Below are 17095 nucleotides of genomic sequence, written 5' to 3'. Positions count from 1 at the left end.
ATCGCTGGCTGCGGCGTTGCTGCTCGACGCGCTCAGGCGAGAAACAGTATTCGCGTGACCCACGCGGGACCGTCGAGCCGGGAGAAGGAGGGGCTGTGTCAACTCAGGGGTACGAGGACGAACTGCGGTCCGAGCGGAGCTACGTGACCGGGCTCTACACGCGACTCGACGCCGAGCGCACGCGGGTACGGGCCCGCTACACCGCCGTGTTGCGCGGGAACGGCGGGACGCCGATGGAACGGGACGCCGAGGTGCGCGCACTGGCCGAGCAGGCGAAGCGGCTGGACGTGGCGGACAGCGGACTGTGTTTCGGCCGGTTGGACACGCTGACGGGCGAGCGTCGCTACATCGGCCGGATCGGCATCTTCGACGAGGACGACGAGTACGAACCGCTGTTGCTCGATTGGCGCGCGCCCGCGGCGCGCGCGTTCTACGTCGCCACCGCCGCCAGTCCGGAGAACATGCGTCGGCGCCGCCAGTTCCACACTCGCGGACGGCACGTCGTCGATTTCACCGACGAGGTGCTCGGCCGCCCCGGCGGAGGCGAGCGCGGCGACGCGGCGCTGCTCGCGGCGGTCGACGCGCCGCGTGGCGCGGGGATGCGCGACATCGTCGCGACGATCCAAGCCGAACAGGACGAGATCATCCGGCTCGATCACCCAGGAGTAGTGGTGATCGAGGGCGGACCGGGCACCGGGAAGACCGTGGTGGCGCTGCACCGTGTCGCGTACCTGCTCTACACGCAGCGGGAGCAAATGGAACGCAACGGTGTGCTCGTGATCGGCCCCAATCCGGCGTTCCTCGACCACATCGGCCGTGTACTCCCGTCGCTGGGCGAGACGAACGTCGTGTTCATGACCACCGGCGACCTCGTGCCCGGTCTGCACGTCACCGCGGAGGACACCCCCGATGCCGCCCGGCTCAAGGGCTCTCGGCAGATCCTGGACGTGCTCGCGGCAGCAGTGGCCGACCGGCAGCGGCTGCCGGAACACCCACTGCCGATCGAGCTGACGGACGTCACGGTCCGCATCGACGCCGAGACCGCCGAATGGGCCAGGGATGAGGCGCGCGCGAGCGGGCTGCCGCACAACGAAGCCCGTGCGGTGTTCCGTGAGATCGTCACGTGGGTGCTCACCGAACGGGCGATCGCCCGGATCGGCCGGGGCTGGCTGACCCGGGAGGACCGCCTGGCGTGGGAGAACGTGCGGTCGGACCTGATCGCGGAACTCGCGGACAACGACCAGTTCACCGCGGCGCTCGACGAGCTGTGGCCGATCCTGACACCGCAAGGACTCCTCGCGCAGCTCTACGTGTCCCCGGAGAGGTTGGCGGCGGCAGGCGCCGACCGGGCGCTGGGGCGCGCCGTCGGCGATGCCTGGACGGTGTCGGACGTGCCGCTGCTCGACGAATTGGTCGACCTGCTCGGCCGCGAGAAGCCGGACGACGGCGCCGCCGAGCGGGAGCAGACGGCCCAGGCCGAGTACGCGGCGGGCGTGCTGGACATCCTGGTCAGCCGCGAGGACATGATGGACGACGAGGACCACCTGTTCGCCCATGATCTGCTCTACGCGGAGGATCTGGCGGATCGCTTCCTGGAGCGCGACACCCGTGAACTCGCCGAACGTGCGGCGTCGGACCGGGATTGGACCTACCGGCACGTGGTGGTCGACGAGGCGCAGGAATTGTCCGAGATGGATTGGCGGGTGCTGATGCGCCGCTGCCCCGGGCGCTCCTTCACGGTGGTCGGCGATCTCGCGCAACGCCGGTCGGTCGCCGGAGCGACGTCGTGGGACGCGATGCTCGAGCCGTACGTGCCCGGCCGGTGGGTGTACCGGTCGCTGTCGGTGAACTACCGCACTCCGGCGGAGATCATGACCGTCGCCGCCGCGGTGCTGGCCGAGTTCGCGCCCGGCGTGCGGCCACCGGAATCGGTGCGCGCATGCGGTGTCCAGCCATGGTCGAGGCGGGTCGCCGAGCACGAATTGTCCGTCGCGATCAAGGAATTCGTCCGCGACGAAGCCGGTCGCGAAGGCACCAGCATCGTGATCGGTCCGCCGGGGGTGCCGGGCACCGTGGCGGCGTCGGAGACGAAGGGCCTGGAGTACGACGCCGTCCTGGTCGTGGAGCCGGAACGGATCCTCGCCGACGGACCACGCGGCGCGGCCGAGCTCTATGTCGCGCTCACCCGCGCGACCCAACGCCTCGGCGTCCTGCACCATGGCCCGCTGCCACAGGCCCTGACCGGTCTCACCGAAATCGAGGCACCTGCCCGTGCCGAAACTCATGAGCGGGTCTGACGATTCGAACGGCCTCTCGGGCGGCTTTCGCGGCCTACGGTCGATCGGCCGGAAGCGGCGGTGGGATACCAACAGGCTGCGATCAGTCACCGACGACGGTCTGCGCACAGAGCCGGGAGCGACTCCAGCTGCCACGACCGCAATGCGGCCGGCGGCCGGGCGGCTGTGCGACATCGTCGACATGCCCGTCCCGGCCGAGATCCGCGTGTCTCTACCCCTCCGGATAGAAGACGAACAACGTGCAGCCGGTCGTGGTCGCGGGCACGTGCCACGACCCGGCCGGGGCGTGCAGGAACGTCCCGGCCGGGTAGTCGCGCGCGCCGTCGTTGAACGTGCCCGTGACCACGTAGACCTCCTCCGGGCCGGGCTCGTGGATGTCGCGGCGCGGCCACGAGGTCCCCGGGTCCATCTCCAGCACGTTGGCCTTCGCCCCGCCCGCGCCGGTCCACAGGGGACGAAGCCGGATCCCGGGGAAGAGTTCACGAACGGGGGATTCCTCGACGGAGGCGGAGGTGTAGCCCTTTTGGGCGAGGATCTCGGGATGCATGCCTCCTACGGTGCCGCGCGCGAGGAGCAGGAGAAAGTGTCCGGTCGGACATCGAAGGGTACTTTTGTGCCATGCATCGTGTGGTGGCCCTGGTGCGGCCGGTGCAGTCGACATTCGAACTCGGTTGCGCTGCCGAGGTGTTCGGTACGCAGCGGGCCGGGGTGCCGCAGTACTACGAATTCGACGTGTGCACGGAGACGCCCGGACCGGTGCCGACGACATCCGGGTACGCACTGTCGGTGTCACGGGGACTGTCGGCGCTCGCTTCGGCGGACACGGTGCTGATCCCGGGCTGGGCGCCGGTGGAGGCGCCGCTGTCCGCCCGCGTGCGCCGCGCGCTGCTGCGGGCACACGCGCGCGGGGCGCGGCTGGTCACCATCTGCTCCGGGGTCTTCGCGCTGGCGCGCACGGGCCTGCTGGACGGTCGCTCGGCGACGACGCACTGGGCGCGCGCCGCACAGCTGGAGCGGGAGTTCCCCCAGGTGCGCGTGGAGCCGGACGTGCTCTATGTGGACCACGGCGACGTCGCCACGAGCGCCGGAGCGGGCGCGGGCATCGACCTGTGCCTGCACCTGGTCCGCCGGGACCACGGGGCGGCGCACGCCGCGCTCATCGCGCGCCACATGGTGATGCCACCGCACCGCGAGGGCGGCCAAGCACAGTACGCGCCGCCTCCGCCGCCCGCGGACGCGCTGGATGGACTGCTCGAGTGGGCAGACGCGCGCATCGGGGCGCCGCTGTCGGTGCGCGATCTGGCCGCGTACCTCAGCGTGTCGCCTCGCACGCTGGCCCGGCGCTTCGCCGATCAGCTCGGCACGAGCCCGGGTGCGTGGCTGCTGTCGCGGCGGGTGGCCGAGGCGCGCACCCTGCTGGAGGACACCGACCTGCCGGTGGAGGCGATCGCGGCACGCGTCGGCCTGACCTCGGCGGTCAACCTGCGCCGCCGCTTCCGCGCCCAGGTGGGCACGACGCCGGGCGCCTACCGGCGAGCGTTCCGCGGCCCGTGATCCCCGGCTCTGCGCTGCCGCGTCGAGTCCTCCCGAGCGGGTCACCTACCGAGATCGTGCCGTCGCCACGGACGCTGACCGCCGCCGCTCCCCGAATTCTCGTCGCAGACTCACGTTCTCGATCCTGCATGATCCCTGCTCCATGAAGGGGCGCCGTGGAACCGACCCGGGTCGATCAGCGACTCGCCATCCGGGTTTCCCCGGGCCGGAGATCCGCCGGTTCTCGGGCGAGGATGACCTGCCCTGGTCGCGAGCAGGCCGCCGAATGCTCAGCCGCCCGGCTGCTCGGGCAGGCGGCAGCCCACGGTCGCGGTGATGGTCACGGACCGGGCGTCGGAGAACACCGACAGCTGGGTGTTGCTGTCCCAAGCCGCCGCATCCGGCCCCGCGAAGGTGACGTGCCTCCGGTGACGACGCGGCGGCGGGCAGCATGTCCGTCGCGCCGACGGACGCGGCCAGGACACGGGCCGTTTCCTGGAAACCGGGCCATGCCGCCTGTGGCAGCGAACCGTCGGCCCGGTAGCGCGGTAGCACGACACGCCTGCCGCCGGTGTGCTCGTACGGCCCGTAGCACGGCCCCAGCGCGCGGTCCTCGGCGCGGCTCCACCGCAATCCCGGTTCGATCGCCGACGCGGCGGCCGCGATCTGCTCGACCACCGACGCCACTTGCCGCTCCGCCACCTCCGAAGCCGGTAACCCGACCAATTCGCTTCGGGCGGCCGCGATCTCCGCGGCAGAAGGCGGCGGCGCCGGCTCACCGAGGAGGGTCGCGCATCCCCCGGTCGAAGCCGCCACCGCGAACGCGGCAGACCAGCGCAGTGCACCGCACCGCCGACGCAGAACGGTCATCGGCCCTCCCATACTCCGGCAGCCGCACGGATGCGAGCTCACTTCTCGCGCAATCCTATTCGCCGGCAAGTCCACGATCGTGGCGCATGACCCCGCGTGTGCCCACGGACGCGGCCGACACGTTGCGGCGGCGAGCAACGCTGCAACATTGACTCAATGAAACAATCTTTCTATGCTTGTTTCATGACGGAGCGGGCCGACGGCGTCGACGAGCGGATCTTGGACGCCGCACTGGACCGCATCCTGCAGTTCGGGATCCGCCGGGCGAGCCTCGAGGACATCGCGCGCAGGGCCGGGCTCAGCCGGATCACCATCCACCGCCGATTCGCGGGCAAGGACAACCTCATCGAAGCGGTACTCGCCCGGGAGACCCGCCGCATGCTGGCCGAGGTCACCGCGATCGCCGCCACCGCCGACAGCGTGGACGCCCAGATCGAGGACACGATGCTGTACGTCCTCTTGCAGACCCGCATCCACCGGCTGGTCACCCAATTGCTGCGGGTCGCACCCGAGGAAGCGCTGCGCTTCTCCACCGCGCAGGGCGAACGCCTGGTGTCCATCGGCATCGAGTACATCGTCGGCATGCTCACCCATGCCCAGTCCGCGGGCCTCATCGCGGCGTACAACCCGCACCCGGTCGCCGAACTCGTTGCCCGCCTCGCCCATTCGCTGCTGCTCACTCCAGGCGGAGGAAGCGTCGACTTCACCGACGACGAGCGCGCCCGCGCCTTCGTCCGCACCACCATCGTGCCGCTGATCAGACACGGCATCACCCGCCCCGACGAGGAGCTCACCCATGACCACGTCCGCGACCGTCCCGGCACGGCACCCCGACCGGCCCCGTAAGGCCCCCGGCCTCGGCCCGTTCTCCGCGCTGCTGCGCATCGGGAAACCGTCTCCGCAGCGCTGGCAGCTGCTCGGGGAATCCCTGCTCGTCGGCGACGAGCCGATGGACCGCCTGGTCGAGTGGATGTACGCCGAAGGCATGGCCGTCACGCGGCCGTTGTTCGAGCGGGCGCTCCGATCGGGCGTCGACAGCATTCCCGATGCTCCCGCGCCGCTGCGCGAATTCTTCGGCGTGGTCGAAGACACCCCGGCCTGGGTCGACCCGGCCCTGTTGCGCGACGGCGAGCGGGTATTCCGTTCCGGTGGCAACGACGGGCTGTATTTCGCTCGCGACGTCTCGTTCATCGGCGGCTATCTGGCCTCCGGATTCAACAAGACGCTGCTGCGCACCGGCGCCTTGGAGAAAGGCCCCGCCCGCCGGTTCGCCGAAACCCTGCAGTGGGCGATGGACGTGTCCACCGAGAGCGGCATGGACCGCTACGGCGTCGGCTACCGCTCCACTTTGCACGTGCGGCTCATCCACTCGCTGGTCCGGCGGCACGTCGGCGCCATGCCCGACTGGCGCACCGAGGAATGGGGCCTGCCGATCAACCAGACCGACATGGCCGCCACCCTGGTCGGCGCGCTGCTCGCACCGGTCGTCGGCGGCATGGCGCTCGGCGTCATCCTGTCTCCCCGCGAACTGACGGCCGCCGCGCACCTAACCCGCTACGTGGGCTGGCTCATCGGCGTCGAGGAACGATGGCTGCCCACCGGCTTTCGCGACGGCATCGCCATCCTCGACCACTGTCTGACCGCCATCACCAACCCCGACGAGACCAGCCGCCAACTGGCCCGGCCCATGGCCGACGATCCGCTGAACTGGTCCTACCCCAACCTGCCCGCGCTGCGCGGCCGTCTGGCCCGCGCCCGGCATCTGTCCGTCAGCAGCGCCTTCCTCGGGCCGAAAGCGATGCGGACGCTCGGGCTGCCCGCCTACGTCCCGCCGTGGTACCCCGCCTTGCGAATTCCCGTCAATCTGGTCCGCACCGCCTATACCCACCTGACCCCCGGCGGGCTCGACCGCGCCGCCGTCCACGGCCGACGGCAGCAAGAAGCTTTCCTGCACCGCCTGATCGGCGAAACCAGCGCCACCATCGGTCATTCCGCACCGCCGCTGGAACGCACCGCCTGACCTCTCCGCCGACAACTCGGGGCCGCACACCAGCCCGCCGGACCGGCGGTCGGTCAAGGAAATTCGCGATCGGCGAGGAGACGTTGTGGCACGTCCTCATCTTCTCGTCATCCGGGCCCGCGAAAAGGCGCAGCGCACGTCCCGTTCCGGTGCACCGACGGACCGCATCCGGCCGATCACCTGACGTGCGTGAACGTCGTGGACGCGATCCGCCCGGTCCACTCGCACAACCCGGCGTAGCCAGACGAGATCTCTCGATCACGTGTCTGATTCGCGACGACCGGCTTTCCGACTGAGCCGCCGACGCCGATAGGGAGGCCGCATCGCAGTCCCGTGTCAACACGCCCTGATGCCGACGTCACAGGGAAAGCCCGAGCGGACGCGCCGCCGCACAACCGGTTCGCCGCATCGCCGGCTGCCGGGCGGACCTGGACGGACAACCCCGCGGTGGGCGGCCGGACGCTCGCCACGCCCAGCAACCCTCACCGGACAACCGGACTGCGCACCGCACGAGTATGCGCGGTTGTCGACAATGTCACCGGTCGAGCTATCTACACTGACAGCGCTGACTATCACCGGGTCGATGCCTTGTCCGAAACCACACTTCGACGGAGAAGCTTATGTCCGGCCGACGAAATCACAAGCGCAACAGCAGCACCCGTCGCCCGGACACCGTACCGGCCATCCGGTATCCGGCCCGCTCCGTCCTCGACATGCTGCTGCCCGCCATGATCACCCGCCGCAGCAGCGCGCCGAGCCTCGACACCGGCCTGGTCCACATCTGGGGTTTCACCGGCACGGGCGAGGACGACTCCGCGAGCGCGGCAGGTTTCGCGGAATTCTCACCGAATGACACCCCCACGGTCGCGGGTTCTCCGATCCTGGACATCGCCGGCCGGATGATGGCGGGTATGCACGGCAGGCTGTGGGGATTCGGGCTGGCGCACCAGGCGGCCGCGGACACGATCGTGCACGGGATCGACAATCAGCCGGACATGACGAGCGCCTCTCCCGACGGATCCGAGGAAGTCTCCACCACCGAGGAAGTCTGGGCCGCGAGCATTTTCGACGCCCGCGGGAGAGAGATCACGCAGCTACGCTATGTCCACCTGCCCGAGCTCGAGCCCATCACCTTCGACAGCGACACCCTCGACCGGCGCAGCACCATTCACGATTGGATCGACCGCGTCCAGACCGGAGTCATCTCCGCGCACGTCTGGGCCGCGGCACTGGCCTTGGACGCGCAGCGCAACCGAGCCGTTCTCGCGCAACTGGAGCAGCGGCTGCTGAGTTGACCGCACCGGCGATGCCACCGCACGGAGCCCTCGGGGTACGCGACGGCTACGGCGGTCGTTCCGGAGCGGGACCACAGCCGCCGCGCACTGCCCGGTCGGCGCCGACCGGGCAGCGGCACGGTCGGAAACGAGCGTCAGGCGTGGGTGCGAGCGCCGAACCAACGGGCCAGCGATTCCTCCAGACCGTCCAGGTCGCCGCGGTCGGCAGCCCAGGCGACGCAGCCGTCGGGACGGACCAGGAGGGCCGAGAGCTCGCGCGACTGAGCCGGTTTCGCGGTGACGACCCGCACTCGCGCGGCCCACCCCGCGGCGCGGGAGCGCAGGTCGGCCGAATCGGTGAGGTCGAGCAGGACGGCCTCGGGCCCGGTGAAATACTCGCCGAGACGGGTGCCGTCGGCCAATTCGATGTCGGGAGTGGCCGATCCGACCAACGGGTGTCCACCGCCGAGGTCGTAACGATGCCGGACACCGGAGATGCTCTTGAACACGCTGGTCGCACCGTCCCGAGAAGCAAGCAGTTCGGCGGTGACGGCGCGCATGGCGCGACTGCGGGCATCGGTGCGCATCAGCGCGACCTGCGCCCGCGTCCAATCCAGCACCCATGCGCCGATCGGATGGCGTTCCGCGGTGTAGGTGGCGAGCAGGCCTTCCGGTGCCCAGCCGCGCACGACGGCGGCCAGCTTCCAGCCCAAGTCGACCGCGTCGCCGATGCCGAGGTTCAGCCCCTGTCCTCCGAAAGGTGAGTGCACGTGCGCGGCGTCGCCGGCCAGCAGCACCCGGCCCTTGCGGTAATCGGGGACCTGACGGGTGTTGTCGGTGAAGCGGGTAGCCGAATGCACAGCGGTGACGACCACCGGGACGCCGCTCACGGTGCGGATGCTGCGCTGCAGTTCGGCGGCTGTCACGGGGGTTTCGCGGTCGGCGGGCGGACCGTCCGGTTCGACGGTGAGAACACGGCCGGGCATGGGACCGTAGGCGTAGAGGCCGGAAGCGGTGGTGTTCCAGCCCATCCGGAGATCCTCGGCGCCGCTCATGTCCACGATCGCTTGACGGCCGGTGATCTCCGGGCCCAAGCCGGGGAACTCGAACCCGGCGATCTTACGGACTCCGCTGCGCCCGCCGTCGCAGCCGACCAGCCAGCCGGCGCGCACGGTGTGGTCGCCGCAATCGACGGTGACGCCCGCACCGTCGTCGCGGAATCCGGTCATCTGCGTCCCGCGCCGGACCTCCACGCCGAGCTCGGCGGCGCGACGGGCGAGTATCGCCTCGATGGACTGCTGGGCCACCAGGAAGACCCCGGCGGCCGGACCGGCATCGGCGAAATCGGGGTCGTCGAAGTCGACGGCGTCCACGTCCAGCACGATGCCCGCGAAATGCCCCACTGCGGGCCGCCGTCCGGTGCCGATCGGCGCCATACCGCTGTTACGCCGGAACTCCGCGAACCGGCTGAGCGCGGCGTCCTGCTCGGCGCGCAGCTGCGGAAGCAGCCCGCGGCGATACAGGGCCTGAGCAGTAGGCACATTGATCGCCCCCGCCTTGATGGTGTGGTCCGGCTCCGTACGGCGCTCCACCACCAGCACATCGACCCCCGCCAGCCCCAGCTCACAGGCCAGCATCAGCCCGACCGGCCCGGCTCCCACGACCACCGCTTCACATGTCTCGTTCATGGAAGTCACTGTGCGGGGGACGGGTTGCGCCGCCCTTGCAGCTCATTGCACGCCCCTTGCACCGAGGCTTGCGGCCGCTCCGATCGCCCTGTCACAAGTGGGGACGACCGCGAGGCCGGACATGTGAGAATCGGGACATGGGCTCCCGATTCGATCCGTTGGAGGCGGATCCTTGGGGGCGGGCTCGATACGGCCTGCTCGCGCTACCGGCCAAGGTCCCGGGGCAGGCACCAGTGCCGGAATCCACCACCGCGGCTTCGTCTGCGATCGCCGATGCCCGGGAACAGATCGCGGCTTTCCACGCCCCACCGCAAGCCTCCGCCACGGTGCGCGAGGTCATCGAGGTCGCCCGAGCGGCATTCGACCTCATGGTCGATCAACTCGGCACCGGGCACACCCGAGACATCCCGGACATGATCGCGCTGCTCGACGAGGCCGACCTGTACGACGTCGCGAACCAATCCATCGTGACCACGCGGTACAACGAGAAGTCCGGAAAGCTGGCGCGGCTCGCCACCGATCTGAAGGCACAGGAGAAGAAAGTCTCCGGCAAGGTGGGAGACGCGGCAGAAGACCACATCGATTTGGTCAGGACGATCAGGGACGAAGCGGCGCGCCTCGCACCGATCCTGCGAGCTGCCGCGGTGCTGGTCTCGGCGCGATCGGAGAAATTGACGGCGGCCGAGGACAAGGCGCTGCTGACCGAAGTCGTCGCCGCACTCGTGCGGGTGGAGACGAAGTTCGCCGCCGTGGCCGGGCACAACGCCGATCGGGCGGGAACCATGGGCCCGATGACTCTGGAGCAACTGGAGCGCATATTCCCGGGCACGTCGCGTGCGACCTTGCGGAAATATCTTCCCTACCTCAACCAGGCAATGCGCGACTACGGGATAGACACCCCGAAGCGCGAAGCCGCGTTCCTCGCCCAGCTCGGAGTGGAAACAGACAATCTCAAAACGCTCACCGAATACGGTGATTCGTCGTACTTCAACCGTAACTACGGGCCCGGGTCCAGTGTCGGTCCGAGCCTCGGCAACAAACATCCCGGTGATGGCGCCCGCTTTCACGGACGGGGCGGCATGCAGCTGACCGGACGCGACAACTACCGGGACGCGGGCGAGGCCCTCGATGTCGATCTCGTCGGCAATCCCGGACTGGCCGCCGATCCGAAGTACGCCTTCGCCACAGCGGGCTGGTTCTGGGACGCCAAGAAGTTGAACGAGCAGGCCGACGAATCGGACTTCGACGCCATCACCAGAACGATCAACGGCGGTTCGAACGGCAGTTCCGAGCGCAACGAGACCTACCACCGCGCCCGCGAAGTTCTGGACGCCGATTGAGGCGCCCGCTCCTCAGGCGCGGCCTGGAGTCGGCAGACGCCGGCGTGCACAGGACCGGGACGGCCGTCTATCCGGAGCGTTCACGCCTGTTCGTCGCTCGGGATCAGGCTCGCGGTCAGCACTCCGAACTGCCTGCCGCCGTTGAGGTCGGGTTCGGTCGCGATGAGCGCGAACGCGCCGACGATCTCGAGTACCCGGAAAGCTTGCTGACCGTCGGGGACCAGCCGCACTCGGTCACCGACACGTACACCCATACCGGACACCATATTCTCCCCGCCGGTCCGGAGAATAGTGATCCTGCGCTGCTGCGACGTAAGCCACTGGAGTTCTTCGGAGCAGCACCGGCGCAGGAGCCGTTGCTGCGCATCCGGTCACCATCCTGACTACCGTGGCGGCACGAGCACGACTGGAGCTTGCCGCCGAAGCCGCCGCGCACGAAATGGCGCGCCACGCGGGACCAGCGTCATCGAGCAGCGCCCGCCGCGCCTGGCCGTGCGGCGGAGCGGTCAACCGGTGAAATCCCCCATCGCCGGCCCGCGGCCGTGCAGCACCGCGGACTCGGCCCACAGCCACAGCGACATCGGGCCCGCCCAGACCGCCGCCGCAGCGGCAGCGCCTGCCCACCGATCAGTCTGCGGATCGGCAGGGCGGTGCGTTCTCCTGCCGCTGATCATCACGCGGTCTGCAGTGGGCCCGCGAAGGACTTGCGCAGCGAGGACGGCCCGACCAGGGGCAGCAGGGCCGCGAGGATCTTGCCTTTGACCGTCCGTGGGGTGCGGGTCAGTTCGACATCCACCCGGGTGCCGCCCTGGTCGGGGGTGGCCCGGAAAACCCAGCCACCGCCGGCGCCGAAGAGTTTGGAGTCCAGCGTCGTGACGGTGACGGTGTCGCCCGCCGGATCCCAGTGGTAGCGAGCGCGTTCCCACGCGGCCGCGGTGCCCTCGGTGACCTCCGCCCAGGTGTCGCCGCGTTCGTGTACGACGAAGTGCTCGGCGTCGATGGTCGGCCACACCTGGGTGCGGGTGGGCCCGAAATCGGTGAGCACCTGTAGGACCTCGGCCGGGGACAAGGTGGACAGCAGGTGGAAACGGACCGTCGTCATGGACATGCTCCTCGGGATTCGGCGATGCGGGATGTGTCTACGGTTCCGGTGCCGCGTTTTCCGGTTCCGGACGCTCATCGAGCATCGCCGCTGCGGGTATCCCGGCGAATCCGTCAAACGACGCTGCGTTGACGTAATCGGTGGAACCGTCAAGGGACGACGTGAGACGCAGCTCGTGCCCCTCCCGGCTACGCGGACGACGCCAGGCAGCGGCCGGATGCCGTCGCGGCGTCGGATGACGTAGTCACCGTCGATCATGCGCGTGGGCCGATCCGCGTTCCCGCGGCACGGTGGGCATCAGCCGGTCGTGTCGTCCTCGACCGGTAGCAACGCCGCCAGATCGGTGCGCGAGCTGACGCCGAGTTTGGGAAAGATGCGATGCAGGTGGGTGCTGACCGTGCGATGCGACAGGTACAGCCGCTGCCCGATCTCCCGGTTGGTCAGTCCCTGCGCCGCCAGCCGGGCGATGCTCAGCTCGTGCGGAGTGAGCCGATCGCGGGCGTCGGGGTCACGGTTCGGACTGGACTCACCGGCACTGCGCAACTCCAGCCGGGCTCGTTCGCTCCACGCGGTGAACCCGAGGGCGTCGAAGATCTCGCGGGCCGTGCGCAGATGGGTGCGGGACTCGACGACCCGGCGCCGACGCCGCAGCCATTCACCGTAGGACAGGTGCAGCCGACCGCGCTCGGCCGGCCAGGCGGTCAGGTCTGCGCCGAGGGCGCCGGTGAAGTGTGTCTCGGCGGCGTCGGTGGACAGGAGCGCGGTCGCGTATCGCCATCCGATGTGCAGAGCGGGCGAGGGCGTGGCAGCCGCGGCCTGCTCCAGGCCGTGCAGCAGTTCCCGCAGCGCATCGGGCTGCCCGGCACGGATCGCCGCATCGGCGAGTTCGGCCAGGAAGTAGGCGCGCAACGCCGGCGAATGCGAAGGATCCCGCGGATCGTGCATGCGGCGCAGGTCGGCGAACGCGTCCTCGTAGCGCCCCTCGCCCAGAGCCGCGAGCCCGCGTGCGAGTTGGACCGTCGCCAGCACGGGCCGTGCGCCGCAGGCGAGTCCGATCCGTTCGGCCTCGCCGACGAGGGCCGCTGCGCGCGGGTAATCCCCGCGCAGCGCGGCGATCTCGGCTTGCACGGCGGTGGCCAGCCCGTGCATGAAGGGCTGACCGGTCTCGCGGGCGAAGGCCGCGGCTTCGGCCGCGACCGGCGCCGCGGCGGCGAGATCGCCGAGCCGGGTCAGACTCCACGCCTGGACGGTGAGCGCACGCGGCAGCAGTCCGAGCTGCCCCTGGACGCGGAATCCCGGCGCGGCCGCGGCGGAGAAGTGGGCGGCGAGGTCGAAAGCGCCCACTTGCAGGGCCGCGCTGCCCAGGAATCGGTCCACTTCGGGATCGCGGCCGGTGTCCGATGCCAGGGCGCGCAAGTGGCCGAGCACCCGTTCGCCGCGTTCGAACGGGGCGACGTATCCGGAGACGGCGACCAGGCGCGGATCGTCGTCGGGAATGGGAAGGTCGTCGGCCACGGCGAGCAGCGCGTCGCGGGCGCCGGGTCCGGGTTCGGACCAGAAGCAGCGCATCGCCGCTCCCCACAGGATGCGCATCGCCGCGTCGGGGTGCCCGTCGGCGGCGACGGACGCCGCCAGCGTGGCCAACTCGGCTATGCGCGACGGATTCTCGCGCACACCGTCCTCGAATCCACTGAGCAGCCAGGCCGCCGTGGCGCGGTGGCGGGGTGTGCTGGGAAGTGCGTGTGCGGCCAGGACGAGTCGTTCGGCGAGATCACGGCGGCCGGTGTCGACGGCGAGTTCGGCCGCCCGCAGCAGCCGGTCCGCGCGCCGTTCCGGGTTGTCGCTGAGGTCGGCGGCTCGCTCCCATGCCGCGATCGCGTCGCCGTGGTGCCGTGCCCGTTCTGCGACGTCTTGCAGCTCGCGCGCCACCTGCTCGTCGGGGCCCGCGGTGGCCGCCGCCCGCTGCCACGCCCGCCGATTCGGGTCGGTGAGGACGTCGGCGAGCGCGCCGTGGGCGCGGACGCGTTCACCGGCCGTCGCCATCGCGGTCAGTGCCGATCGCATCAGGGGGTGCCGGAACGTGACGGTGCCGGGGCCGAGGACGAGCAGCCGGGCCTCCACCGCGGGCGTGAAGATATCGGGTTCGGCCCGCGTTCCCAGCAGAAGGCTGGTGGCGGACAGTATTTCGGTGATCGAGTCACTGTCGCCGAGTGCGGCGACGAGCAGCGCGGCACGGGTGGGGGCGGGCAGCGTCGTACTGCGCTCGGCGAAGGCGCGTTCGAGCCGTTCGGTCAGCGGCAGCGCCGCGGGAAGGTCTTCGAGTTCGCCCACCGCGGTCGGCAGTTCGGTCAGCGCCAGCGGGTTGCCCTTGGCCTCTGCCAGCAGCCGACGACGGACCGGTGCGGGAAGGCCGGGCGCGGTCAGGCCCAGCAGCGCGGCGGCATCGTCGTCGGACAGCGGCTCCAGCCGCAGGAGGCTCAGTCCCGCGTCCGTGAGCGGCGAGCCGATCCCATCGCGGAGGGTGGCGATCAGCGCGATCGGCTCGGTGTCCACGCGGCGGGCGATGAACGCCAGGACCTGCGCGCTGGCGGCATCGAGTGCGTGCACGTCCTCCGCGACGATCAGGAGCGGCCGCAGGCTCGCCGTATCGGCGAGCAGCGTCAGCGCCGCGAGCCCGACCAGATAGGTGGTGGGTTCCTCGCCGGAGTCCGAGGTGCCGAAAGCGGCTGCGAGTGCGTCGCGCTGCTGTGGCGGCAACTCGTCGAGCCCCTTCCGCAACGGGTACAGCAGCCGATGCAGCCCGGCGTAGGCATAGTGCTGCTCGGCCTCCACGCCCGCGGTGCGCAGGACTCGGGCACCCGCGACGGCGGCCGCCGCGACCGCCTCGTTCACCAGTGCGGACTTGCCGATCCCGGCCTCACCCTGAAGGAGAATCCCACTGCGATCCTCGGGTCCGTCGACGAGCGCACGCAGGTCCTTCAGCTCGGTTTCCCGCCCGAACAGCGGCATGGCGCGCACTCCTTCTCCAGCTCGGTCCCGGTTGCGGGTCCGGTGCGACCCTACCGAAACGGTTGCCGTGGACGGCGTCGAGCGCGCGGCTGTTATGGTCGACGGACAGTGCTCGGAGCGAGGAAGTTCGAACATGGCGGGTGAACTCGACATCTCGGGATAGCTCCCGGATTTGACGGCCACCGGTAGGCGCTATCAGGGCGTCGCCGTCGTGGCCATTTCGTCGTTTCACCATCCTTCCTCGCGCGGCGCCGATCTGCGCGCCCGCACGACCTTCGAGGTAACAGCCATGTCCGATGCGTACATCGTTTGTTCGAACTTGTCGTTCTTCTGGCCGGACGACACTCCGGTCTTCGAGGACCTGTCCTTCAGCGTGCCCGGCGGCCGGACCGGGTTGGTGGCTCCCAACGGCGCCGGAAAGAGCACCTTGCTGCGCCTGATCGCCGGTGATCTACGGCCCCGAGGTGGCGGCGTGTCGGTCGAGGGGGTGCTCGGATACCTCCCCCAGGACCTGCCGCTGACCGGCGACCTGACCGTCGCCGAGGTGCTCGGCATCGCCCCGGTACTCGCGGCACTGAACGCCATCGAGGCCGGGGACACCAGCGAGGAGCATTTCGCCACGATCGGCTCCGACTGGGACATCGAGGAGCGCACCCGAGCCCAGCTGGAACGACTCGGCCTCGGCCACCTGTCCCCTACCAGACGTCTGCACACCCTCAGCGGCGGGCAGGTCGTCTCGCTGGGCCTCGCGGCGCAACTGTTGCGCGGGCCGGAGGTGCTGGTACTCGACGAACCGACCAACAACCTCGACCTCGATGCCCGTCACCGGCTCTACGACCTGCTGGCGGACTGGAACGGCTGTCTGCTGCTGGTCAGCCACGATCGCGCCCTGCTCGAACGCATGGACCGCATCGCCGAACTCGACCGTGGCGAAGTGCGGTTCTACGGCGGCGATTTCACCGCCTACGAAGCCGCCGTTCGCGCCGCGCGCGAAGTCGCCGAGAAGAACGTCCGCAACGCCGAGCAGGAGCTCGAGCGGGAGAAACGAGAGCTGCAACGGGCGCGCGAACGCGCCGCACGCCGTGCGAGCAACGCCGCACGCAACCTGGGCGATGCGGGCTTGCCGAAGATCTTCGCAGGAACGATGAAACGCAACGCCCAGCAATCGGCCGGAAAAGCGAACGAGACGCACACCGCCCGCGTAGGAGCCGCGAAAAGCAAGCTCGACCAGGCCGAGCGCGCGGTGCGCGAGGAACAGAAGATCGTGCTGGAACTGCCCGACACCGACGTTCCGGCCGGTCGAACGGTCTTCGCCGGTGAGCGCATCCGGTTCCGCTACCAGCAGCGGACGATCTTCACCGGCGTCGACCTGGTGATCCGAGGTCCCGAGAGAATCGCGGTGACCGGCTCGAACGGCGTGGGGAAATCGACGCTGCTGCGGATCGTGCACGGTGACCTGGCGGCGGACGACGGTGTGATCACCCGCGCCGAAGGCCGGGTCGCCTATCTCTCCCAACGACTGGACCTGCTCGACCCGGAGCGCACAGTCGCGGAGAACTTGGCCGCGTTCGCGAAGACCATGCCCGAGGCCCGACGGATGAATCTGCTGGCGCGCTTCCTCTTTCGCGGTCCGCGAGTCCATCTACCGGTCGGCGCGCTGTCCGGTGGCGAGCGTCTGCGGGCCACGCTCGCCTGTATCCTGTTCGCCGAACCGGCTCCGCACCTGTTGCTGCTCGACGAACCGACCAACAATCTCGACTTGGTCGGTGTCGCCCAGCTCGAGAGTGCGCTGAATGCCTACCGGGGCGCCGTCGTGGTTGTCAGCCACGACGAACGCTTCCTCACCGAAGTCGGAGTGCAGCGCCGGCTGCAGTTGTCCGAAGACGGGCTCCGCGAAGTCACCGCGTCCAGGCCGATCATCTGAACCGTGGCGATACGCAGCCGCTTCGCCGCAGGCAGGCG

General features: G+C 69.9%; 13 protein-coding genes. 7 read left to right on the top strand and 6 right to left on the bottom strand.

Features of this window, described 5'->3' with window-relative positions:
• Positions 1 to 95 precede the first annotated feature (95 nt).
• On the top strand, positions 96 to 2297 hold the full coding sequence (gene helR, locus GVY64_RS26380) for an RNA polymerase recycling motor ATPase HelR (protein ID WP_236567212.1): 2202 nt from the start codon (positions 96 to 98) through the stop codon (positions 2295 to 2297).
• Positions 2298 to 2508: 211 nt separating this feature from the next.
• Here helR and GVY64_RS26375 read toward each other — a convergent pair whose 3' ends face one another.
• Positions 2509 to 2844 carry a cupin domain-containing protein gene (locus tag GVY64_RS26375; protein ID WP_159846855.1) on the bottom strand — a complete coding sequence of 112 codons (336 nt, stop codon included), beginning with the start codon at positions 2842 to 2844 and terminating at the stop codon, positions 2509 to 2511.
• A gap of 71 nt (positions 2845 to 2915) precedes the next feature.
• On the opposite strand from GVY64_RS26375, the gene GVY64_RS26370 reads away from it, so the two are divergent.
• Positions 2916 to 3851 carry a GlxA family transcriptional regulator gene (locus GVY64_RS26370; RefSeq protein ID WP_159846852.1) on the top strand — a complete coding sequence of 312 codons (936 nt, stop codon included), beginning with the start codon at positions 2916 to 2918 and terminating at the stop codon, positions 3849 to 3851.
• 45 nt (positions 3852 to 3896) lie between these two features.
• On the opposite strand, the gene GVY64_RS39210 is transcribed toward GVY64_RS26370, so the two are convergent.
• A complete protein-coding gene (locus tag GVY64_RS39210; RefSeq protein ID WP_159846849.1) occupies positions 3897 to 4700 on the bottom strand; it encodes an LppA family lipoprotein in 804 nt (267 codons plus the stop codon).
• A gap of 183 nt (positions 4701 to 4883) precedes the next feature.
• Here GVY64_RS39210 and GVY64_RS26360 point away from each other — a divergent pair, with 183 nt between their 5' ends.
• The 3 genes from GVY64_RS26360 to GVY64_RS26350 all read left to right on the top strand — a co-directional run bounded on the left by GVY64_RS26360 (position 4884) and on the right by GVY64_RS26350 (position 8015).
• Positions 4884 to 5546, top strand: a complete 663-nt coding sequence (locus GVY64_RS26360) for a TetR/AcrR family transcriptional regulator (RefSeq protein ID WP_159846846.1) — start codon at positions 4884 to 4886, stop codon at positions 5544 to 5546.
• Positions 5497 to 6720 carry an oxygenase MpaB family protein gene (locus GVY64_RS26355; protein ID WP_159846843.1) on the top strand — a complete coding sequence of 408 codons (1224 nt, stop codon included), beginning with the start codon at positions 5497 to 5499 and terminating at the stop codon, positions 6718 to 6720. Before GVY64_RS26360 ends, GVY64_RS26355 begins: the two co-directional genes overlap by 50 nt.
• A gap of 620 nt (positions 6721 to 7340) precedes the next feature.
• Positions 7341 to 8015 (top strand): hypothetical protein, encoded by a 675-nt coding sequence (locus GVY64_RS26350; RefSeq protein WP_159846840.1) that lies wholly within the window; start codon positions 7341 to 7343, stop codon positions 8013 to 8015.
• A gap of 134 nt (positions 8016 to 8149) precedes the next feature.
• Here the strand turns inward: GVY64_RS26350 and GVY64_RS26345 are convergent, their stop codons facing one another.
• Complete coding sequence (locus GVY64_RS26345; protein WP_159846837.1) at positions 8150 to 9682, bottom strand: FAD-dependent oxidoreductase; 1533 nt, start codon at positions 9680 to 9682, stop codon at positions 8150 to 8152.
• 137 nt (positions 9683 to 9819) lie between these two features.
• Between GVY64_RS26345 and GVY64_RS26340 the strand changes: the two genes are divergently transcribed.
• Entirely contained in the window at positions 9820 to 11022 is a 1203-nt protein-coding gene (locus tag GVY64_RS26340; protein ID WP_159846834.1) for a glycoside hydrolase family 19 protein, read from the top strand.
• An 80-nt stretch (positions 11023 to 11102) separates the two neighbouring features.
• Here GVY64_RS26340 and GVY64_RS26335 read toward each other — a convergent pair whose 3' ends face one another.
• From GVY64_RS26335 to GVY64_RS26325, 3 genes are all read right to left on the bottom strand, one after another.
• A complete protein-coding gene (locus tag GVY64_RS26335; RefSeq protein WP_159846831.1) occupies positions 11103 to 11276 on the bottom strand; it encodes a hypothetical protein in 174 nt (57 codons plus the stop codon).
• A gap of 419 nt (positions 11277 to 11695) precedes the next feature.
• The gene (locus GVY64_RS26330; protein WP_159846829.1) at positions 11696 to 12124 is read right to left on the bottom strand and encodes a hypothetical protein; all 429 of its coding nucleotides are present in this window, start codon (positions 12122 to 12124) and stop codon (positions 11696 to 11698) included.
• A gap of 297 nt (positions 12125 to 12421) precedes the next feature.
• On the bottom strand, positions 12422 to 15133 hold the full coding sequence (locus GVY64_RS26325) for an ATP-binding protein (protein ID WP_159846826.1): 2712 nt from the start codon (positions 15131 to 15133) through the stop codon (positions 12422 to 12424).
• A 289-nt stretch (positions 15134 to 15422) separates the two neighbouring features.
• Between GVY64_RS26325 and GVY64_RS26320 the strand changes: the two genes are divergently transcribed.
• On the top strand, positions 15423 to 17057 hold the full coding sequence (locus GVY64_RS26320) for an ABC-F family ATP-binding cassette domain-containing protein (protein ID WP_159846823.1): 1635 nt from the start codon (positions 15423 to 15425) through the stop codon (positions 17055 to 17057).
• The last annotated feature ends 38 nt before the right edge of the window (positions 17058 to 17095 follow it).

This window comes from Nocardia sp. CY41, assembly GCF_009829325.1.
GTDB lineage: Bacteria > Actinomycetota > Actinomycetes > Mycobacteriales > Mycobacteriaceae > Nocardia.
This window is presented reverse-complemented; position numbering and strand designations above follow the sequence as displayed.